Genomic DNA, 19,691 nt, shown 5'->3' on the forward strand with positions numbered 1-19,691 from the left:
GGCTACCCCGGCACCGAGTCCGCGCACCGCGCGGCGCTGCGGGCGGTGCTCGGCGAGGAGGGGTACACCCGCTTCTTCGACCGGTTCCTCACCGACTTCTTCGACGCCGCCGACGCCCGCTACCTGGCCTCCCTCGGGCTGAACGTTCCCCGGCTTCGAGCCCTTCCCCTGGGGGCGGCGCGACTACGTCAACCTGCTGGTCCGGCACATCTTGCTGGCAGAGCCGCTGGTGCGGGACTTCGCCCGGTGCTTCGAAGGGGTCACCCCGGACGAGGCCGGACGGCTGGCGGGCGGTTTCGCGTTCGCCGAGTGCGCCCGCCGCGAAGGGCTCGCCGAGGTGCTGCGCGAGCACCTCGCCCAGGGCTAGCCGTCCCCCACACCCCCGTTCACAAGGAGGCAGCATGTCCAGCGGCTCACCGTCCCGGACGCGGTACGCCATCGTCGGCACCGGCGCGCGGGCCGAGATGTTCGTCCGGGCGCTCACCGGCGACCACGCCGACCACAGCGAGCTGGTGGCGCTGGCCGACACCAACCCGGCCCGCACGCGGTACCACAACGAGGCGCTGGCCGCCCGCGGGCTGCCCCCGGTGGCCGCCTACGACGCGGCGGACTTCCTGCGAATGCTGGACAAGGAGCGCGTCGACGTCGCCCTAGTCGCCACCGTCGACCGGACGCACGACGCGTACATCGTGGCGGCGCTGGACGCCGGGCGGGACGTCGTCACCGAGAAGCCGATGACCGTGGACGCCGAGCGCTGCCGCGCCATCCTGGACGCGGTGGAGCGCAGCGGGCGGCGGGTCACCGTGACGTTCAACTACCGCTACAACCCGGTGCACGAGGCGGTGCGCCGGGTGCTCGCGGGCGGCGAGATCGGCGAGGTCGGGTCGGTCCACTTCGAGTGGCTGCTCGACACCCGGCACGGCGCCGACTACTTCCGCCGCTGGCACCGCGACAAGGCCAACTCCGGCGGGCTGCTCGTGCACAAGGCGACCCACCACTTCGACCTGGTCAACTGGTGGCTCGGCGCGGTCCCCGAGCGGGTGTACGCCGAGGGGCGGCTGTTCTTCTACGGCGAGCAGGGACGGCGGCACGGCTACGCGCGCGACTACGACCGGGCGCACGGGTCGGCCGAGGCCGCGGGCGACCCGTTCGCGCTGCATCTCGCCGATGCCGAGGGGCTGCGGAAGCTGTACCTGGAGGCCGAGGAGCACGACGGCTACCACCGCGACCAGAACGTCTTCGCGCCGGGCGTCACCATCGAGGACGACCTGGCGGTGGTGGTGCGCTACTCCACCGGCGCCACCATGAGCTACCACCTGACGGCCTACTCCCCCTGGGAGGGCTACCGGGTGATGTTCAACGGCAGCAGGGGACGGCTGGAGCTGGAGGTCGTGGAGAACGACCACGTCGAGCCGCGCGACCACGGCCCGAAGGGCGCGTCGCTGCACGGCGCGGAGGCCGCCGCCGAGCAGGGCTGGGCGAAGCTGCGGGTGCACCCGTTCTGGCGGCAGGGATACGACGTCGACCTCGGCGACCAGACGCGCGACGGCCACGGTGGCGCCGACGGGCGGATGACGGCGGCGCTGTTCTCCCCCGTGACCGCGCCCGACCCGCTCGGGCGGGGCGCCACCGAGCGCGACGGGGCGCTGTCCCTGCTCACGGGCCTCGCGGCGAACGCGTCGCTGGCCACGGGGGCGGCCGTGCGGGTGCCGGACATCCTCGACCTCGGCGACCGCCTCTGAAGTGCTCCGGTCACCCGCGGGTTCCGGGCCGTCCCCACTCCTGACGGCCCGGGGCCACGCGGGTGACCGGTCATCCGGTCCCGGCGGCCGGTCTTCGGACGGCCCCGCCCCGGCTGTGCGGTCCCGTGGACGGCCGCCTATTCGGTCCCGGCCGTCACCGGTGACGGCACGGCCCGCGCGGCACGGCGGCGGGCGATCAGGCGGCGGCCGAGCGCCTGGCCGGGCAGTTCGACCAGCCGGTAGGTGACGGTGGCGGCCAGCAGGACGGCGGCGGTGAACAGTACGGCCGTCAGCACCTGGGTGGGCAGCGGCGCCCGGCGGAGGTCGCCGGTGATCTCGACGAAGTACTTCAGCAGCGGGTGGTGCACCAGGTAGAGCGAGTAGCTGATCGCCCCCAGCCACACCAGGACCCGGGGCAGGCGCCGCCGCCGCAGCGCCATGCCGCCCGCGAACGTCGCCGCCGCCAGGGCGATCGTGAGGATCCACACACCCGGCTGGACCCACCACCACCCGGCCTGGGGCGCGTTCACCGGCGCGAGCACCACCAGCGCGGCGCTCAGCGCGACCGGCCAGAGCCCGCCCCGCCCCTCCTCCCAGCGCCGCAGGGCCGTGCCGGTGAACATCACGGCCACCACCGCCAGCCCGAACCACGGCACCCTGCTGCTCAGCACCAGCAGCGCCAGCGCCATGAGCCCGAGCGCGTAGGCCGCCACCACCTGGAACCGGCCCGCGATCAGGCAGGCCAGCCCGGCGGCGAACACCGCGCCCGCCGCCCACGGCAGCCACGTGCCGGACAGCGGCGGCCCCGAAAGGACCAGCCCGGCCACGACGGCCGCGGCGGCGAACGGCACGGCCGGCGCGGGGAAGCGCCCGCCGGCGCGGCCCGGGGCGGCGTACAGCGCGGTGACCAGCAGGTAGAAGACCATCTCGTACGACAGCGTCCACATGGTGTCGGCCAGCCCGCCGACGCCGAGGACGTCCAGCAGCATCGTGGCGTGCGCGGGGACGGCGGAGGGGTCCGCCACCACGCTCGGCCGGGGCGGCACCCACGGTCCCACGGCGAGCACCAGGGCGCACACCGCGAGGTACAGCGGGTAGAGCCGCGACAGCCGCCCGATCCAGAAGGCGCCGGGGTCGGCGTGCCGTTCCAGCGAGGTCGGGATGATGTAGCCGCTGACCAGGAAGAACACCAGCACGCCGTAGATGCCGAGGCTGAACTGGTAGGACCGCAGGGAGGGGATCACCCAGGGGACGAGGTGCTCGGCGAACACCGCCATGGCACCCACCCCGCGCAGCGCGTCCAGCCACATCAGCCGCGCTCCGCCGGTGGTCACCCGCGCCGTCGCTCCACCCTCTTCACTCGGCACACGCGCCAATGTACTAGGGCCTCGCGCCGCTCCGCCGCCGGGCGGGACCGATCACGGCAGGGGGCTCGTAGGGGTACCCCTGGGCAGGCACGGGGGTGTTGAACCCGGGCGGCGGCGGCACGATGCTGGCGGGTGGGGCCCGCGCCGGGTGCCCCAGCGAGGAGGAGTCCCGTGACGCAGTGCCCGGACGTACTGGTCGTCGGTGCCGGGGTGACCGGGCTGACCACGGCGGTGTGCCTTGCCGAGCAGGGCCTGCCGGTGCTGGTGCGGGCGGCCGAGGCGCCGCGGGACACCACGTCCGCCGTCGCGCTGGCCGTGCTCATGGGGCCGTCGCTGGCCCCGCCGGAGGAGGCGGACAGCTGGCCGCCCATCGAGACGACGATGCGGTGGCACCGGGAGGGCGTGGCCGAGTTCACCGCCCTGGCGGGGCGTCCCGGCACCGGGGTGAGCGTCATGCCCGGCCGCTGGGCGAGCCACCGCGAGGGGGAGGACATCGCCTGGGCGCGCGACACCCCCGGGTACCGGCCGTGCACCCCCGAGGAGCACGCGGGTTTCGCCGCCGCGTTCTGGATGTCCGCCCCCGTGGTGGACATGCGCGCCTACCTGGACCATCTCGCCGCCCGGCTGGCCGCCGCCGGGGGCGTGCTGGAGATCGCCCGCGTCGCGTCCCTCGCCGAGGCAGCGGAGCAGGCCCCCGTGGTCGTCAACTGCACCGGCGCCGAGGCGCGGCACCTGGCGGACGACCCCGAGGTCCACGCCGTGCGCGGGCAGCACGTCGTGGTGGAGAACCCCGGGCTGGACAGCTACTTCTTCCAGTTCAGCCGGGCCAAGGCGATGACGATGTTCATGCCGCACGGCGACCGGCTGGTCCTCGGCGGCAACGCCGGGCGCGACGACTGGTCCCGTGAGCCCGATCCCGTGCAGACCGAGGAGATCATCGCCCGCTGCGCCGCGGTGGAGCCCCGCATCGCCGCCGCCCGCGTGCTCGGCGTGGAGGTCGGCTTCCGCGCCTCCCGCTCCGCCATCCGCCTCGCGGAGGAGCGGCTCGGCGACACCCGCGTCGTGCACAACTACGGCCACAGCGGCGCCGCCGTCGCCTTCTCCTGGCCCTGCGCCCGCGCGGTGGCACGTCAGGTCCTCCAGCCGGCCCGCGTCTAGGACGTCCGCCACAGGAGATCCCCGCCGGCGCCACCCGGCGGCCTCCCTGTCTCCACCCGGTGGCACCGGTCCCCGTCGGGGGGAGATCCCTGCCGGAGCCGTTCGGCGGCCCGCATGGCGCTGGCATATGACCGAATTAAGGGGAACTGTCCGGAAATAGCGGGGCAGTTAGCTGAGCATTCAACCGGTCTTGACGCGACTTATTTGGTTTTATCAGTACATGCCTCTTGCGGGACCTAGGGCCTTTCGGTTCCGGTCCTCCGCCCCTGGCTGCGAGTACGCCGTCCCGGCAATGTGATGGCCGTTCGCCGCCATGCGGGGAAATAGCCCCCGGCGTCCCGCCAGAAAACCTATATCACCCTGAACTCCCACATTTACCCCAGGAAACGGAGAGACCGCATGTCTCACCCCGAACACGTCGTCGTGGGGATGGACGACACCCCCCACGCCATCGCCGCCCTGCGCCGCGCCGCGGACGAGGCGCGGCTGCGGGCGGCCAGGCTCGACGTCGTCCGGGTGGCCAGGGAGGGCGAGCCGGTGACCGACGCGGCGCGCATCGCCCTGGACGACCTGGTGGCCTCGGTGCTCGGCGCCCCGACCGCCGGCCCCGTCCGCTGCCTGATCACGCCCGGGAGGCCGGGCGAGGTGCTCACCCGGCACGCGGCGGACGCCGGGCTGCTGGTGATCGGCGCGGGATACGGCGACCGGCCGCTGGAGGGCTCGACGGTCAGCACGGTGCTGCGCGACGCCACGTGCCCGGTGCTGGTGTGCACCGCCCCCGACCTGCCCGGCAGGATGTCCTACACCGTGCGCTTCCTCGCCCCCGCCCCGGCGGCGGTGTGATCCTTCATGCCTCCTCGGGCGGGCGCACGACGGCCACCGGGCAGTGCGCGTGATGCAGCACGCCGTGGCTCACCGAGCCGAGCAACGACGCCAGCGGGCCCTTGCCGCGCGAGCCGACCACGACCAGGTCCGCCTCGCGTGAGGCGTCGGTCAGGGCGGGGACGGGGTGGCCGATGACCACCTCGTCGAGGATCTCGACGTCCGGGAACTCGTCGCGCCAGTCGGCGACGCGCTCGCGCACGCGGTTCGCCTCGGCGTCGAACGCCTCCTGCACCAGGTCGCCGTAGGCGATGGCGTACGGCGGCATCGGCGGGGCCGGCCAGGCGAACACCACCCGCACCCTGGCCCCGCGCCCGGCCGCCTGCTCCAGGGCGAACCGCATGGCGGCCTCGGCGTGCGGAGACCCGTCGTACCCGGCCACGATCTCGCCGCGCCGCGCACCGGGCTCCCGGACCACCACGACCGGCCCGCGGGCGTGCCCGGCCAGGCCCATGCCGACCGAGCCGAGCAGCAGCTCGGCGAAGCCGCCCAGCCCCCGGCTGCCGATGACGACCATGGCCGCGGTCTCGGACTCCGCGCGCAGGCTCGCGACCACCGTGCCGTTGAGCAGGGCGGTGGTGACCTCGACGCCGGGCGCCCGCTTGCGCGCCACACCGGCAGCCTCGGCCAGCACGTCCGTGCTGGGCTCGTCGCCCCCGGCCGGGACGTCCCGGTGAGGCTCGTCCTCGCCGGTCCACGGCTCACGCACGTGCACGATGCGCAGCGGCAGTCCCTGACGGGCGGCCTCGTCGGCGGCCCACTCGGCAGCGGCGGCGGCCGGGGCGGAACCGTCGACCCCGGCCACGATGGATCTGGACATGATGACCTCCTCCGTCAAGTCCATCACATCGCGGCGCCCGGCCCCGCGCGCCGGGCGGAGGTCACCGGGACGCCGGACCTCGGTCCCGGCGGAACGTGGACCTACGACCCGGACGGCCGCTCGGGGACACGTCCGACCCCGCACAGGAAGTACGCCCCGACCTGCTCCAGGCGCGGGGTGAAGTGGTGGATGTCCGGCCGCCACTCGTGCAGGTTGACGACGCCGGGATCGGCCAGCTCCAGCCCGTCGAAGAACGGCGTGACCTGGTCCGACATCCGGGCCACGAACGGCGCCGAGGCGCTCTGGTAGACGCGCTCCACCCCGGGCGCGGCCTGCGGGCGCTCGTCGATCACCACGTGGGACAGGGCGATGTGGCTGCCCGGGACCAGCGAGTCCCTGATGCGCGCGATGATCCCCTTGGGGTCGTCGGAGTCGGGGATGAAGTGGACGATGGCGAGGAGCAGGACGGCGATCGGCTGGTCGAAGTCCAGGTGGCGGCGGATGTCGGGGTCCCGCATGATCTCCTCCGGCCGCCGCAGGTCGCCCTCGGCGACGAGCACCAGCGGGCTGTCCTGGAGCAGCGCGCGGGCGTGCGCGAGCACCTGCAGGTCGTTGTCGACGTACACGGTGCGGGCGCCGGGGGCGTACTCGGCGGCCACCTGGTGAACGTTGCGCTGCGTGGGCAGGCCGGCGCCGATGTCCAGGAACTGGCGGATGCCCTGGCCCGCGAGGTAGCGCACGGCCCGCTGGAGGAACCCGCGGTTCTCCCGGATGCCGATGGGGACCTCGGGCACGTAGCGGAGCACCTGCTGCGCGGCCTCCCGGTCAACTGGAAGGTTGTCCTTGCCACCAAGGAAATAGTCATACATCCGCGCCGCATTAGGGATATTGGGGTTGAAACCGCCCCCGATCGCGGCCGGATTCATCGTGTCCTCCAGGGTGTCAACGTCTTCCGGTCGGATCTTAGCCCGCGGTGGTGAAAAACCGTATCTGTCGGGAAAAGCGTTGCACTCTCCGTGCGGAATGTCATGATCCTCCCATGGCCGCAGACCGCACGCGCCGGGTACTCGGCGCGCAGCTCGCCGACGGGATCACCAAGGGAAACATGTGGGCGCTGCTGTCGATGGCGACGGCCGGCACCGCGGTGATCTCGTTCCTCCCGTCGACGCAACCGCACATCCTGACCACGATCCTCGGCGTGCCCGAGTCGGCGCAGGGCCGGGTGGTCGGGCTGCTCGGATTCGCCGCCGAGCTGGCGATGATCCTCAGCCTGGCCTGGTACGGCGCGCTCGCCGACCGGTTCGGCCGGCGGATCGTCGTGGTCGCCGGGCTGGCGCTGTGCGCGATCGGCGTCGCGCTGTTCCCGTTCGCGGGCAACACCGCCGTCCTGGTCGCGCTGCGCGTGGTGTTCGGCCTCGGCGTCGCCGCCGTCACCGCGATGTTGTCCACCGTCGCCATCGACTACGTGCGCACCCGCTCGCGCGGCAAGTCCTACGGCCTGGTCGGCGTGTTCGGCGGGCTCGGCGCGGTGGTGGCGGTACTGCTGCTGGCCCGGCTGCCGCAGATCATGGAGTCGCGCGGGCTGGCGCCGGTCGAGGCGACCCGGCTGTCGTTCCTGCTCATCGCCGCCGGGATCGTGGTCCTGGCCGGTCTGCTGTGGCTGACCCTGGCCAAGGCGGGCGCCGCGCCCGCCGCCGAGCACCCGCCGCTGACCCGCCTGGTGCGCGAGGGCGTCGTGCTGGCCCGCGACCCCGGGGTGGCGCTGTCGTACGCCGCGTCGTTCGTCGCGCGGGCGGACCTCGCGATCGTGGTGGGCTTCATGACGCTGTGGATCACCGACTTCGCGGTCGCCCAGCGCGGCATGTCCAGCGCCGAGGCGCTGGCCAGGGCGGGCTCGGTGGTCGCCATCTCGCAGACCGTGGCGCTGGTGTGCGCGCCGCTGTTCGGCTGGCTGGGCGACCGGATGCCGCGGCAGAACCTCGTCATCCTCGCCCAGGTGGTGGCCGCCGCCGCGTACCTGTCGACGCTGCTGGTGAGCGATCCGCTGGGGCCGGGCATGATGGTCGTCGCGGTGCTCATCGGGGTGGGCGAGATCGCGGGCATCACCACCGCCGGCCCCCTGCTGGCCCAGCAGGTGCCCGCCGCGGTGCGCGGCTCGGCGTTCGGGGTGCACACCCTGTGCGGCGCCGCCGGGATCATGATCGTCTCCGGGCTCGGCGGCGTGCTGTACGACGCGTGGCGCCCCGCCGGGCCGTTCGTGCTGTCGGGGGTGGCGGGGCTTCTGGTCGCGGCCTTCGGGCTCGCCGTACGGAGCCGGGTGCGCCCGCGGGCCGACGCCGACACCGTCCGCGAGTCCATGTCCGCATGAGCATATGCACGTGCACGGCTGAGTGATCAGAAACTATCTGATCTGGCCCCGAAAGTTTTTGCCCCCTCATCCGCACTGGACACCAGGGGTGATCAGGGGGAACGATCCATGTAGACGACATTAGGGTCTTGCGTGCCGAAACATTTCCACTAGAGTCTCTCAATGTTTCGACTGCACCAACCGCTTGCTCGTGCAACCGGATCCGAAGGAAGACTCATGCCCGAGGACTCCCCCGTACTCCGATGCCCCATGGTCGCCGTGAACGCCTCGCCCCGGGGCGCCGGCCGCGCGCGTGCCCGGCGGTCGCGGTGAGCGCCCCGCGCCGGGTCACCAGCGGCGCGCCGCTGCTGTCCTGCTCCGGCCGCACACGGGTTCCTACTGGGAACGACTGGGACCTGCCTCATGAAGTGGGCGATACTTCCCGGGTGCTGCTCTCGACGGCCCGGCTGACCATCCGCCGGTTCCACGCCCGCGACGCCGCCGCGCTCGCCGAGTACCGCTCGGACGTGGAGGTGGCCCGCTACCAGGCGTGGGACGCACCCTTCCCGCTGGAGCGCGCCCGCGTCCTGGTCGCGTCGTTCGCCTCCGGCGACCCCTGCGAGCCCGGCTGGTTCCAGTACGCCATCGACCTGAACGGGGCCCTGATCGGGGACATCGGCGTCAAGCTCCACCAGAACCGGCTCCAGGCGAAGATCGGCTACACCCTGGCGGCCCCCCACCAGGGCCGGGGCTACGCCACCGAGGCCCTGACCGCCTTCCTGCGGCACCTGTTCACCGAACGCCGCCTGCACCGCGTCTCCGCCGCCTGCGACAGCCGCAACCACCGGTCCGCCCGCCTGCTGGAACGCCTCGGCTTCCGGCGCGAGGGCCTGCGCCGCAAGCACATCTGGATCAAGGGCGAGTGGACCGACGACCTGCTCTACGGCCTCCTGTCCGCCGACTGGCGCCCGCCGCCCGCCCCGGACTCCGGCCCACCCGGCCACGACGGACACCACCAGGGCGAACCCGCGTGACCGTCCGCCCCGCCGCGCCCGCGACCCGGGACGCCGAGCCCGAGATCGCGCTGGAGGCGCACCGGGTGGAGCTCACCGGGTACTGCTATCGCATGCTCGGGTCGGCCGCGGACGCCGAGGACGCGGCGCAGGAGACGATGGTGCGGGCCTGGCGGGGCCGGGAGCGGTACGACGCGGGACGGGCGAGCGTGCGGACGTGGCTGTTCGCCATCGCCACCAACATCTGCACGGACATGCTGCGCGGCCGGGCGCGGCGGGCGATCGCCGTGGACCTCGGCCCGGCGGCGCGGCCCGGCACCCCGCTCGGGGAGCCGCTGCCGCCCGGGGCGTGGGTGACGCCGGTGCCCGACGACCGCGTGATCGCCACCGGGGGCGACCCCGCCGAGGTGGCGGTCGCGCGCGAGACGATCCGGCTGGCGTTCGTGGCCGCGCTCCAGCACCTGCCGCCCCGGCAGCGGGCCGTGCTGATCCTGCGCGACGTGCTCGCCTGGACGGCCGCCGAGGTCGCCGCCCTGCTCGGCACCACCGTCGTGTCGGTGAACAGCGCGCTGCGCCGCGCCCGCGCCACCCTGGACCAGCGCTCCCCCGCCGGGCCGCCGGGCCCGCTGGACGCCGCGCGGCGCGACCTCCTTTCCCGCTACGCCGCCGCCTTCGAGCGCTACGACGTCGCGGCGCTGGTCGCGCTGCTGCACGAGGACGCCACGACGTCCATGCCGCCGTTCCCGTGGTGGCTGCGCGGCCCGGCCGACATCGCGCGGTCGCTGAGCCATTCCGACTTCTGCCGCGGCTCCCGGCTCCTCCCCACCACCGCCAACGGCCGCCCCGCCTTCGGCCACTACATCCCCGCCGGCCGCGTCCCCGGCGACCCGGCGCCCGGCCCCGCGGGCACGCCGGGCGGGTACCGGCCGTGGGCGCTGATCGTGGTGGAACCGCGCGGGGACCGCATCGCCGCGCTCACCACCTTCCTGGACGCCGCCACCGACCTCCCCCGCTTCGGGCTGCCGGCCTTTCTTCCGTGACACCGGTGAGTTCCGGCCGCCTGTTTCGTATCCCTAGGCGAGAGACCGGCCTACCGATCCCGAGGTGATCGACACATGAACGTGAACCCTGTGCTGGAGGACCGCGCGGCGCGGCCGTACGCCGCCATCCCGATCAGCGCGCCGATGTCGCGGTGGGGCGAGGTCAACGCCCTGGTGCCCGAGATGTTCGCCTGGCTCGCCGGGCGAGGGATCCTCCCGGCGGGGCCGCCCTTCTACCGCTATTGGGTGGCGGGCGACTGGGAGCGGGAGTTCCGGCTGGAGGTGGGCGTCCCGGTCGCCGCGCCCGTCGAGGGGGACGGCCGGGTCGTGCCCGGGACGATCCCGGCGGGCCGGTACCTCGTCGCCGTGCACCAGGGCCATCCCGACCGGCTGATCCACACCATCCACGCGGTGGACAAGTGGGCGGCGGACCACGGCGTGCGGTGGGACACCCGGCTGGCGGACGGCGAGGAGGTCTGGCAGGGGCGCTTCGACTTCTGGCTGACCGACCCGGCCCACTCGCCCGACCCGGAGACCTGGTCCACCGAGCTGGCGTACCTCACCCGGTCCACCTGACCATGTGATCGCGTTTTTCCCTGGTGGTGATCGGGGTTCACGTTCTACCGTGTTCCAGGGCTAAAGGAATATGAGGGACGAGATGGATCCGATCGTGCTGGCCGCGGGATCGGCCCTGATCACCGCCATCGCCACGGACGCATGGGAGCAGGCCAGGACCGGGGTGGTCTCCCTGTGGCGCCGGGCCCGGCCGGAGGAGGCGCTCGCGGTGGAGCGGGAGCTGACCGAGGCGCGCGCCGAGATGCTGGCGTCCCGCGCGGAGGGCACCCCCGAGATCGAGGTGACGCTCGCCGAGGCCTGGCAGATACGCCTCCAGCGGCTCGTGCGCCAGGACCCCGCCCTCGCCGCCGAACTCCGCCGCCTGCTCGACGACGTGCTCGTCCCCGCGCCGCCCGCCGAGCCGCCCCCCGCCGCCCCCGCCACCACGATCGTGCTCAACGCCACCGCCACCGCCAGCGGCAACGCGAGGGTGTACCAGTCCGCCGGCGACCAGCACATCACCGAACGGTGACCCGCCGCACCCCACCCGTCTTACCCCTCGGTACGACCGGATGAGCACCCCCACCGGCCCGCCCACCCCGGACCCGGAACCCCCGCCCCCCACCACACCCGGGCCATCGGCACCCGAGCTCGACACCCCGGAGCGCGCCCCGGCGATCCCGCACGACCCCCGGGCGAGCGGTGCCGAGGAGGTCGAGCGGCAGGCCCCCGGACCGGCGGGGAGCGCCGGGCCGGAGGTGCGGCTGGAGGCGTACGCGTCCGGGGACGCGCGGATCCATCAGGCGGCCCGGGACCAGCACTTCCACTACGGGGAGGCGGGGGACGCGCGGCGGCGGGCCGCCGCGGGCGGGACGGTGGCGGAGTGCCCGTATCCGGGGCTGGCCGCGTTCGGGCCGGACCAGGCGCGGTGGTTCTTCGGGCGGGACGGGCTGATCGCCGACCTGGTCGCCCGGCTGGACCGGAGGCTGGGTGACGGCGGCATCCAGATGGTGGTGGCCCCGTCCGGCGCCGGGAAGTCGTCGCTGCTGCGGGCCGGGCTGCTCCCCCGGCTGGAACAGGGCACCCTGCCGGGGTCGCACCGCTGGCCCCGGATGCTGTTCACCCCCACCGCCACTCCCCTGCGCGCCCTCGCCGTCCAGCTCTGTGCCCTCACCCGCGACGACCCCGGCCAGGTGGCCGCCGAGCTCAGGACCGCGCCGGGCAGGGGGGCGGCCATGCTCCGCGCCAGGGCCACCGGCCCGGACGACAGGGTCGCGGTGGTGGTGGACCAGTTCGAGGAGCTGTTCACCCTGTGCGCCGACGACGAGGAGCGCCGCGCGTTCATCGACGCCCTCGCCCACCTGGCCGGCCCCGGCCAGGACGGCTCCGCCGAGCCCCCGCCCGCGGTGGTCGTGGCCGGGATCCGGGGCGACTTCTACAGCGCGTGCGCCGGATACCCGAGGATGCGCTCCGCGCTGGAGGGCGGCCCCCTGGTGTTCGGCGCGATGTCGGCGGCCGAGATCCGCGAGGCCATCACCCATCCCGCCCGGGACGTGGGCCTCGACATCGAGCCCGGCCTGGTCGAGCTGCTCCTGCGCGACCTCGGCGTGACGGGCGGCACCGGCGAGCGCGGCGCGGCGTACGAGGCGGGACGGCTGCCGCTGCTGGCGCACGCGCTGCGGGCCACCTGGCAGCAGCGGCACGGCTCCACCCTCACCGTGGAGGGCTACCGGCTCACCGGCGGCATCCAGCGGGCCGTCGCCACCACCGCCGACAGCGCCTTCAGCCTCCTGGACAGCACCGGGCAGCGGGTCGCCAGAGCGTCGTTCCTGCGCCTGGTCCGGATCGGCGAGGCCAGCGACGACACCCGCCGCCGCCTGTCCCGCGACGAACTGGTGGGAGCCAGCGCCGACCCCGCCACCGCCGCCGCGGTCGTCGACGCCTTCGCCCGCGCCCGGCTGCTCAGCCTCCACGAGGGCACCGTCGAGATCACCCACGAGGCCCTGCTGCGCAGCTGGCCCCGGCTGCGCCGCTGGATCGACGACGACCGCACCGGCAGGCTGACCCACCAGGACCTGGAGGACGCCGCACTGGACTGGGAGCGCGGCGGCCGCGACCCGTCCCTGCCGTTCCGAGGCAACCGCCTCGCGGTGACCAGGGCCTGGGCCGCGACCGCGCCGCCGGAGGAGCTGAGCCCGGCCGCGCGGGCGTTCCTCGCCGCGGGCGTCCACCAGGAGGGACGCGCCGCGCGGCTGCGCACCGGTGTGATCGCCGTGCTTACCGTGCTCGCCGTCGTCGCCGCCACCGGCGCGGTCTACGCCTTCCAGACCCGGGCTGAGGCCCTGCGCCAGCGCGACCTCGCGGTGTACAACCGCGTGCTGGCCGAGGCCGACCGGGCCGCCCCCGCCGACGTGTCGCTGGCCGCCCGGCTCACCCTGGTGGCACACCGGATGCGGCCCGGCGACGAGACCTACACCCGGCTGCTCGCCCTCGGGCAGGCCGCGCTGTCCACGACCCTGGACGAACCCACCGCCCCCGTCGCCTCGGTGGCCGTCAGCGCCCGCCGGGGCCTGCTCGCCGCCGTGGGAAAGGACGAGCGGCTGTGGCTGTGGGACATCGCCGACCCGGCCCGGCCGCGCCTCGCCGGCCAGGCGCCCACCGACACCGACCCCCGCACCTACGCGGAGCTGCGGACGGTGGCGTTCCGCCCCGACGGCCGCCTGCTGGCGGTCGCGGGTCACGACGCGGAGGTACGGCTGTGGGACGTCGCCGACCCCGCCAGGCCCGTCCCGCTGGAACGCCGCCTGCCCCAGGGCGACATCGTGCACGCGCTGGCGTTCAGCCCCGACGGGCACACTTTGGCCGTCGCGGGCAACGACGGGACGATCCCCCTGTGGGACCTGACCGACCCGGCCCGGCCCGAGCCCCTCGGCGCTCCCCTGCGGCACCCCGGCGCGGTCCTGTCGGTGGCGTTCCGCCCGGACGGCCGCCTGCTGGCCGGCGCGGGCAACGACGGCACGGTGCTGCTGTGGCACACCGCCGACCCGGCCCGGCCGGTCCTGGCGGGCCCGGGGGTCCGGCGGAACACCTCGATCACGTCGGTGGCGTTCAGCCCCGACGGGCGCACCCTGGCCGGGGGCGGCGCGGACCACGCGGTGCATCTGTGGGACGTCAAAGACCCCGGCCGGCCGTGGCCCGCCGCCCAGTCCTTCTCCGGCCACACCGACGGTGTCAACGCGGTGGCGTTCAGCCCCGACGGGCGCACCCTGGCCACCGCGTCCGGCGACCGCACCGTCCGGCTGTGGAACGTCGCCGAACCGTTCGACCCCTCGCTCGGGCAGCCGCTCACCGGCCACACCGACCACGTGTCCGGGCTCGCCTTCGGCGCCGACGGCCGCACCCTCGTCAGCGGCGGCGAGGACGGGACGGTGCGGCTGTGGAACCTGCCCTCCGCGCACGTGACCGGCGCCGACGCCAGGGCCGTGGCCTTCGCGCCGGACGGACGCGCGCTGGCCGTCGCGGCCGGCGGCGCGGTCGAGCTGTGGGACGCGGACGCGCCGGGCCGGGCGCCGCTCGGCCGGATCGCCGCGCCCGACGAGGTCACCGCCCTGGCGTTCGGCCCGGACCGGCGGACGCTGGCGGGCACCGGCGACGGGTCCACCGAGGGCAAGGAGTCGATGTGGCTGTGGGACGCCACCGATCCGGCCCGCCCCCGCGCCCTCAACCGGCCGCGGCTGAAGGGACTCAACGGCCATGGCTCCTACTACACGGTGGCGGTGCGGCCGGACGGGCGCGTCGCCGCCAACGCCGACGGCTACGGCCGGCTGTGGTTGTGGGACATCACCGACCCCGCCCGCCCGAAGGTGCTCGGCCGCCCGCTGAGCAACGGCGGCAGCACGGTCGCCTCGGTGGCGTTCAGCCCGGACGGGCACACCGTCGCCGCCGCCAACAGCGACGGCGTCCGCCTGTGGGACGTGCGCGACCCGGCCCGCGGCAGGCTGATCGGCCGGCCGTTCCGCGACACCGTCAACGCGGTGGCGTTCAGCCCGGACGGCCGCACGCTCGCCGGAGGCGGCCAGGAGCGGACGGTCATGCTGAGCGACGTCACCGACCCGGCCCGGCCGCGCGAGCTCGGCGAGCCGCTCACCGGCCACACCGGCTCCGTCGACGTCGTGGCGTTCGCCCCCGGCGGGCGCACCCTCGCCACCGGCGGCGGCGTCGGCGACGGCACGGTCCGACTGTGGGACCTCACCGACCGCGCCAAGGCCCGTCCGCTCGGCGGGCCCCTCACCGCGCACGCCGGTCCGGTGCTCGCCATGGCGTTCAGCCCCGGCGGGCGCGTCCTCGTCACCTCGGGCATGGAGGGGACGGTGCGGTTCTGGCCGCTGGACGAGCGGGTGTCCGTCCGGCGGATCTGCGCGGTCACCGGGTCCGCCCTCTCCAAGGCGGAGTGGCGGCGGCACGTCGGCGACGAGATCCCCTACAGCGCGCCGTGCCCCTGACCGGCGCGCCGTGCGAGGCTCAGGCGGACTCCCGGACGATCAAGCGGTGGGGCATGATCACCGGCGTGCCGGGGGCGCCGTTGAAGACGGACAGGAGGAGTTCGGCGGTGGCGGCGGCCTGGTCCTCCATGGGGCTGCGGACGGTGGTGAGCGGCGGGGCGGTGTAGAGCGCGGCCTCGATGTCGTCGAAGCCGACCACCGCCACGTCGTGCGGCACGCGGCGCCCGGCCTCGCGCAGGGCGCGCAGCGCGCCGATGGCCATCAGGTCGTTGGCGGCGAAGACGGCGTCCAGGGCGGGGTCGTCCTCCAGGAGCTGCCGCATGCCCTCGTAGCCGGAGATCCGGGTGAAGTCCCCGATCGCGACGATGGACCGGCGGCCGGTGTCGCGCAGGGTCTCGCGGTAGCCGGTGAGCCGGTCCTGTGAGGCGATCATGTCCAGCGGGCCCGTGATGGTGGCGATGCGCCGCCGTCCCTGGTCCAGCAGGTATTTCACCGCGACGGCGGCCCCGCCGGTGTTGTCGTTGTCGACGTACGGCAGGCCGCCGCTGGAACGGCCGAACGCCACCATCGGGAAGCCCATCCTCGCCAGCGAGGCGGGCAGCGGGTCGGCGCCGTGCATCGAGACGAGCATGACGCCGGCCACGTGCCCGGCCGCGACGAACTGCTCCGCCCGCAGGCGGCTCTCGGCCGACCCGGCGAGCATGAGGGTGACCTGCATGCCCGCCGACTCCAGCACCCGGCTCACCGTGCGGACCACCGCGGAGAACATCGGGTCGTCGGAGCTGAGCCCCTTCGGGGGGTCGGACACGATGACGGCGACCGCGTTGGTGCGCTGGGTGGCGAGGCTGCGCGCCGCGCCGTTCGGTACGTAGCCGAGCTCCCGCACCGCCCTGATCACCAGCTCGCGGATGGCGGGGGTGACCGTGGCCTCCCCGTTCACCACCCGCGACACGCTGGACTTGGATACTCCCGCCCGCGCGGCTACCGCCGCCAAGGTGGGTCGTTTCATGCCAATCCGTTCTCCCGCACGACGTCGCGATAGAAGAGGGCGCTGTCCTTGAGGGTCCGTCGCTGGGTGGCGAAGTCTATGTGCACGATGCCGAACCTGCGGTGGTACCCCTCGGCCCACTCGAAATTGTCCAGCAGGGACCACACCAGGTAGCCCCGCACGTCCGCGCCGGCCTCGACGGCGGCGTGCACGGCCCGCAGGTGCGAGTCGAGGTACGCGGTGCGTTCGGCGTCGTGCACCCGGGGCCCCGCCTCCCCCGCCGTGACGACGTCGTCGAACGCGGCGCCGTTCTCGGTGACCATCAGGCCCGTCTCGGGGTAGTCCTTGGACAGCCGCACCAGCAGCCGGGACAGGCCGGACGGCACGATGGGCCAGCCCATGGCGGTGGCGGGGCCTTCGGTGGCGACGAACTCGACGTCCTCGGTGCCGGGGAAGGCCGGGTTGGACGGCTGCCCGGGGCCGGACCGCACGACGCAGGGGTTGTAGTAGTTGACGCCGATCAGGTCGGCGGGCTGATGGATGTCGCGCAGGTCGGTGTCGTGGATGTGGCCGAGCCCGGCGTAGCGCTCGACGATCCGCAGCACCTCCTCGGGGTAGGCGCCGCGCTGCACGGGGTCCAGCATCTGCCGGTTGAGCAGGCAGTCCACGCGGTGCGCGGCCTCGGCGTCGGCCTCGGACGGCTCGGCGGCGGGGTCGGCGACCTGCTCGGGGGTCAGCACCGGCGAGGAGTTGATCACCAGCATGACCTCGCGGGCGCCCGCGGCGCGCAGCGCCTGGGTGGCGAGGCCGTGGCCGAGCAGGAAGTGGTGCGCGGCGCGCAGGGCCTGCGCCGGGTCGGTGCGGCCGGGGGCGTGCACGCCGGTGCCGTACCCGAGGAACGCCGCGACCCACGGCTCGTTCAGCGTGGTCCAGTGCGACACGCGGTCGCCGATGCGGGCGTACGCGGCGGCGGCGTACTCGGCGAAGCGGTACGCGGTGTCCCGTTCGGTCCACCCGCCCCGGTCCTCCAGGGCCTGCGGCAGGTCCCAGTGGTACAGGGTGGCGTACGGCGTGATGCCCGCCTCGGCGAGCCGGTCGACCAGCCGGTCGTAGAAGTCGAGCCCGCGCGGGTTGATCGGCCCGGTGCCGTCCGGCTGCACCCGGGGCCACGCGATGGAGAACCGGTAGGCGGCGAGCCCGAGGTCCGTCATCAGGCCCACGTCGTCGGAGTAGCGATGGTAGTGGTCACAGGCCACGTCGCCGGTGTGGCCGAACGCGACCTTGCCCGGCGTGTGCGAGAAGCTGTCCCAGATGGAGAGCCCGCGGCCGTCGTCCCGCGCCGCGCCCTCGATCTGGTAGGACGCCGTCGCGGCGCCCCACACGAAACCCTGGGGGAAGACCGCCGGCCCTTCCGTCAGATATGAAGGCAGGGTCCCCCGAGTGGTGACGGTCATGGTCATCCCTTCACAGCTCCTTGCATGATTCCTCCGATGACCTGCTTGCCGAGCAGGGCGAACACGAGCACCAGTGGCAGGGTGCCGAGGGCGGTGCCCGCCAGGCTGAGCGCGTAGTCGCTCACATATCCTGCCGCGAGCGTCGACAGCGCCACCTGCACGGTCGGGTTCTCCGGGGTGAGCGCGACGAGCGGCCAGAAGTAATCGTTCCACGCCGACATGAACGTGAGCATCCCGAGTACCGCGGCGGCCGGGCGCGCGACGGGCAGCACCACGTGCCAGAACAGGCCCCAGGTGGTGCAGCCGTCCACCCGGCCCGCCTCCAGCAGATCGGTCGGCAGGGCGCGCGACAGGTACTGCGTCATGAAGAACACGCCGAAGGCGTTGATCAGCGCGGGCACGATGAGGGCGTACATCGAGCCGGTCCACTCCAGCTTCACCATGAGCATGTACAGCGGGATGATGCCGAGCTGGGTCGGCACCATCATGGTCGCCACGGTGAGCAGCAGCAGGGCCTTGCTGCCCCGGAAGCGGAGCTTGGCGAAGGCGAACCCCGCCATGGTGGAGAAGAACATCACCGACAGCGCGATGGAGCCGGCGACGAACACCGAGTTCAGCAGCGCGAGCGCGAACGGCACGGTGTCGAACACGCGGCCGATGTTGGCGAAGAGGTTGCCGCCGGGGATCAGCGGGGGCGGCACGTCGGCAAGCGCCGCGTTGTCGCGGGAGGCGACCACCACGCTGTAGTACAGCGGGAGCGCCGAGAAGAACGCCACCGCCAGCAGGGTGAGGTACGTGAGCGTGCGGGCGGTGCCGGGACGCAGGCGCGGCATCACGACAGGCTTCCTCTCGTCCGGCGGGTCAGGAGGTAGTTGATCCCGGCGGCGACCACGATGAACAGGAACATCATCCAGGAGATCGCGGAGGCGTAGCCGAAGTCGAGCTTGGTGAAGTTCTCGTAGATGAACAGCGAGAGCGTCTGGTACTGCCGGTCGGGGCCGCCGGTGAGGCTGTAGACGCCGAACAGCAGGGGCTCGGCGAGCACCTGCATGGCCCCGATGGTCGAGGTGATCACCACGAACACGATGGTGGGCCGGATCATCGGGATGGTGATCTTGCGGAGCTGGGTGAAGCCGCCGGCGCCGTCGATGGTGGCGGCCTCGTACAGCTCGCGGGGCACCGCCTGCATCGCGGCGAGGAAGATCAGCGCGTTGTAGCCGGTCCAGCGCCACATGATCATGACGGAGATGGCCGCGTGCGAGGTGGCGGTGCCGGCGTTCCAGTCGATGGCGCCCGCGCCGAACCACGACAGCGTCCAGTTGATCAGGCCGAAGTCCCGGCCGAACAGCTGGCTGAAGATGACGACCACCGCGACCACGCTGGTGACGTTGGGCAGCAGCAGCGTGACCCGGAAGATCGTCTGCGCGCGCAGGGGCCGGTTCAGCAGGTGGGCCAGCCAGATGGCCAGCGCCAGCTGGGGCGCCGTGGACAGCACCCCGATGGACACGGTGTTGAACGTGGCGTTCCAGAAGTAGTCGTCGGCCAGCAGGGCGGTGAAGTTGTCCAGGCCGATGAAGGTGTGCACGTCGGACAGCAGCGTCCAGTCGTGCAGGCTGACCCACGCGGTGTACAGCAGGGGGAACAGTCCGAAGGCGCAGAACAGCACCAGGTACGGCGTGACGTAGGCGTACGGCGACGCCTTGACGTCCAGCCGGTGCGCGAGGTGGCGCAGTCGTGTGCGCTCCCTGCGCGGCACCGGCGGGCGGGACGGGGTCACCGCCAGGTGGTCGGGGGCACGGGTCGCCATGGCGACCTCCTTTCCG

17 protein-coding genes are annotated in these 19,691 nt (G+C 73.9%); 10 read left to right on the forward strand and 7 right to left on the reverse strand.

What is annotated here, in order from left to right; all coding sequences use genetic code 11:
* Positions 1 to 211: 211 nt before the first annotated feature.
* Together ACFP1K_RS11315 and ACFP1K_RS11320 are read left to right on the forward strand one after the other, a co-directional pair.
* Entirely contained in the window at positions 212 to 367 is a 156-nt protein-coding gene (locus ACFP1K_RS11315) for a hypothetical protein (RefSeq protein WP_380750281.1), read from the forward strand.
* Between the two features lie 34 nt (positions 368 to 401).
* Entirely contained in the window at positions 402 to 1,742 is a 1,341-nt protein-coding gene (locus ACFP1K_RS11320; RefSeq protein ID WP_380750284.1) for a Gfo/Idh/MocA family protein, read from the forward strand.
* A gap of 137 nt (positions 1,743 to 1,879) precedes the next feature.
* Here the strand turns inward: ACFP1K_RS11320 and ACFP1K_RS11325 are convergent, their stop codons facing one another.
* The gene (locus ACFP1K_RS11325; RefSeq protein WP_380750287.1) at positions 1,880 to 3,109 is read right to left on the reverse strand and encodes an acyltransferase family protein; all 1,230 of its coding nucleotides are present in this window, start codon (positions 3,107 to 3,109) and stop codon (positions 1,880 to 1,882) included.
* 171 nt (positions 3,110 to 3,280) lie between these two features.
* On the opposite strand from ACFP1K_RS11325, the gene ACFP1K_RS11330 reads away from it, so the two are divergent.
* Both ACFP1K_RS11330 and ACFP1K_RS11335 read left to right on the forward strand, forming a co-directional pair.
* On the forward strand, positions 3,281 to 4,267 hold the full coding sequence (locus ACFP1K_RS11330; RefSeq protein WP_380750290.1) for an FAD-dependent oxidoreductase: 987 nt from the start codon (positions 3,281 to 3,283) through the stop codon (positions 4,265 to 4,267).
* Between the two features lie 399 nt (positions 4,268 to 4,666).
* On the forward strand, positions 4,667 to 5,110 hold the full coding sequence (locus tag ACFP1K_RS11335; RefSeq protein ID WP_380750293.1) for a universal stress protein: 444 nt from the start codon (positions 4,667 to 4,669) through the stop codon (positions 5,108 to 5,110).
* 4 nt (positions 5,111 to 5,114) lie between these two features.
* Here ACFP1K_RS11335 and ACFP1K_RS11340 read toward each other — a convergent pair whose 3' ends face one another.
* Both ACFP1K_RS11340 and ACFP1K_RS11345 read right to left on the reverse strand, forming a co-directional pair.
* Positions 5,115 to 5,969, reverse strand: coding sequence for a universal stress protein (locus ACFP1K_RS11340; RefSeq protein ID WP_380750296.1), 855 nt, complete (start codon positions 5,967 to 5,969; stop codon positions 5,115 to 5,117).
* Positions 5,970 to 6,070: 101 nt separating this feature from the next.
* Positions 6,071 to 6,895 carry an SAM-dependent methyltransferase gene (locus tag ACFP1K_RS11345; RefSeq protein ID WP_380750299.1) on the reverse strand — a complete coding sequence of 275 codons (825 nt, stop codon included), beginning with the start codon at positions 6,893 to 6,895 and terminating at the stop codon, positions 6,071 to 6,073.
* A 113-nt stretch (positions 6,896 to 7,008) separates the two neighbouring features.
* Here ACFP1K_RS11345 and ACFP1K_RS11350 point away from each other — a divergent pair, with 113 nt between their 5' ends.
* The 6 genes from ACFP1K_RS11350 (at position 7,009) to ACFP1K_RS11375 (ending at position 15,426) form a co-directional block, all read left to right on the forward strand.
* A complete protein-coding gene (locus tag ACFP1K_RS11350) occupies positions 7,009 to 8,337 on the forward strand; it encodes an MFS transporter (protein ID WP_380750302.1) in 1,329 nt (442 codons plus the stop codon).
* 425 nt (positions 8,338 to 8,762) lie between these two features.
* Complete coding sequence (locus ACFP1K_RS11355; RefSeq protein ID WP_380750305.1) at positions 8,763 to 9,350, forward strand: GNAT family N-acetyltransferase; 588 nt, start codon at positions 8,763 to 8,765, stop codon at positions 9,348 to 9,350.
* Positions 9,347 to 10,369, forward strand: a complete 1,023-nt coding sequence (locus tag ACFP1K_RS11360) for a sigma-70 family RNA polymerase sigma factor (RefSeq protein ID WP_380750308.1) — start codon at positions 9,347 to 9,349, stop codon at positions 10,367 to 10,369. Before ACFP1K_RS11355 ends, ACFP1K_RS11360 begins: the two co-directional genes overlap by 4 nt.
* Positions 10,370 to 10,444: 75 nt before the next feature.
* Positions 10,445 to 10,945, forward strand: coding sequence for a GyrI-like domain-containing protein (locus ACFP1K_RS11365; protein WP_380750311.1), 501 nt, complete (start codon positions 10,445 to 10,447; stop codon positions 10,943 to 10,945).
* Between the two features lie 70 nt (positions 10,946 to 11,015).
* Positions 11,016 to 11,456, forward strand: a complete 441-nt coding sequence (locus ACFP1K_RS11370; RefSeq protein ID WP_380750314.1) for a hypothetical protein — start codon at positions 11,016 to 11,018, stop codon at positions 11,454 to 11,456.
* Positions 11,457 to 11,496: 40 nt separating this feature from the next.
* Positions 11,497 to 15,426: an nSTAND1 domain-containing NTPase gene (locus tag ACFP1K_RS11375; protein WP_380750317.1), complete on the forward strand. Its 3,930-nt coding sequence runs from the start codon at positions 11,497 to 11,499 to the stop codon at positions 15,424 to 15,426.
* A gap of 19 nt (positions 15,427 to 15,445) precedes the next feature.
* On the opposite strand, the gene ACFP1K_RS11380 is transcribed toward ACFP1K_RS11375, so the two are convergent.
* The 4 genes from ACFP1K_RS11380 to ACFP1K_RS11395 are packed head-to-tail and all read right to left on the reverse strand — an operon-like array spanning position 15,446 to position 19,675.
* Positions 15,446 to 16,435 carry a LacI family DNA-binding transcriptional regulator gene (locus ACFP1K_RS11380; RefSeq protein WP_380750320.1) on the reverse strand — a complete coding sequence of 330 codons (990 nt, stop codon included), beginning with the start codon at positions 16,433 to 16,435 and terminating at the stop codon, positions 15,446 to 15,448.
* Entirely contained in the window at positions 16,432 to 17,868 is a 1,437-nt protein-coding gene (locus ACFP1K_RS11385) for a GH1 family beta-glucosidase (RefSeq protein WP_380750414.1), read from the reverse strand. Before ACFP1K_RS11385 ends, ACFP1K_RS11380 begins: the two co-directional genes overlap by 4 nt.
* 2 nt (positions 17,869 to 17,870) lie before the next feature.
* Complete coding sequence (locus ACFP1K_RS11390) at positions 17,871 to 18,701, reverse strand: carbohydrate ABC transporter permease (RefSeq protein ID WP_380750323.1); 831 nt, start codon at positions 18,699 to 18,701, stop codon at positions 17,871 to 17,873.
* Positions 18,701 to 19,675, reverse strand: a complete 975-nt coding sequence (locus ACFP1K_RS11395; protein ID WP_380750326.1) for a carbohydrate ABC transporter permease — start codon at positions 19,673 to 19,675, stop codon at positions 18,701 to 18,703. The genes ACFP1K_RS11390 and ACFP1K_RS11395 overlap by 1 nt, the downstream gene beginning before the upstream one ends.
* Positions 19,676 to 19,691: the final 16 nt, after the last annotated feature.

It is taken from the genome of Sphaerisporangium aureirubrum (assembly GCF_042658925.1).
Taxonomy (GTDB): domain Bacteria; phylum Actinomycetota; class Actinomycetes; order Streptosporangiales; family Streptosporangiaceae; genus Sphaerisporangium; species Sphaerisporangium aureirubrum.

Excerpts from the sequence above, each read along its gene's own strand:
- ACFP1K_RS11385 (WP_380750414.1), bottom strand. The coding sequence starts at position 17,868 with ATGACCGTCACCACTCGGGGGACCCTGCCTTCATATCTGACGGAAGGG.
- ACFP1K_RS11320 (WP_380750284.1), top strand. The coding sequence starts at position 402 with ATGTCCAGCGGCTCACCGTCCCGGACGCGGTACGCCATCGTCGGCACC.
- ACFP1K_RS11340 (WP_380750296.1), bottom strand. The coding sequence starts at position 5,969 with ATGTCCAGATCCATCGTGGCCGGGGTCGACGGTTCCGCCCCGGCCGCC.
- ACFP1K_RS11380 (WP_380750320.1), bottom strand. The coding sequence starts at position 16,435 with ATGAAACGACCCACCTTGGCGGCGGTAGCCGCGCGGGCGGGAGTATCC.
- ACFP1K_RS11390 (WP_380750323.1), bottom strand. The coding sequence starts at position 18,701 with ATGCCGCGCCTGCGTCCCGGCACCGCCCGCACGCTCACGTACCTCACC.
- ACFP1K_RS11375 (WP_380750317.1), top strand. The coding sequence starts at position 11,497 with ATGAGCACCCCCACCGGCCCGCCCACCCCGGACCCGGAACCCCCGCCC.
- ACFP1K_RS11350 (WP_380750302.1), top strand. The coding sequence starts at position 7,009 with ATGGCCGCAGACCGCACGCGCCGGGTACTCGGCGCGCAGCTCGCCGAC.
- ACFP1K_RS11335 (WP_380750293.1), top strand. The coding sequence starts at position 4,667 with ATGTCTCACCCCGAACACGTCGTCGTGGGGATGGACGACACCCCCCAC.
- ACFP1K_RS11345 (WP_380750299.1), bottom strand. The coding sequence starts at position 6,895 with ATGAATCCGGCCGCGATCGGGGGCGGTTTCAACCCCAATATCCCTAAT.
- ACFP1K_RS11365 (WP_380750311.1), top strand. The coding sequence starts at position 10,445 with ATGAACGTGAACCCTGTGCTGGAGGACCGCGCGGCGCGGCCGTACGCC.
- ACFP1K_RS11395 (WP_380750326.1), bottom strand. The coding sequence starts at position 19,675 with ATGGCGACCCGTGCCCCCGACCACCTGGCGGTGACCCCGTCCCGCCCG.
- ACFP1K_RS11370 (WP_380750314.1), top strand. The coding sequence starts at position 11,016 with ATGAGGGACGAGATGGATCCGATCGTGCTGGCCGCGGGATCGGCCCTG.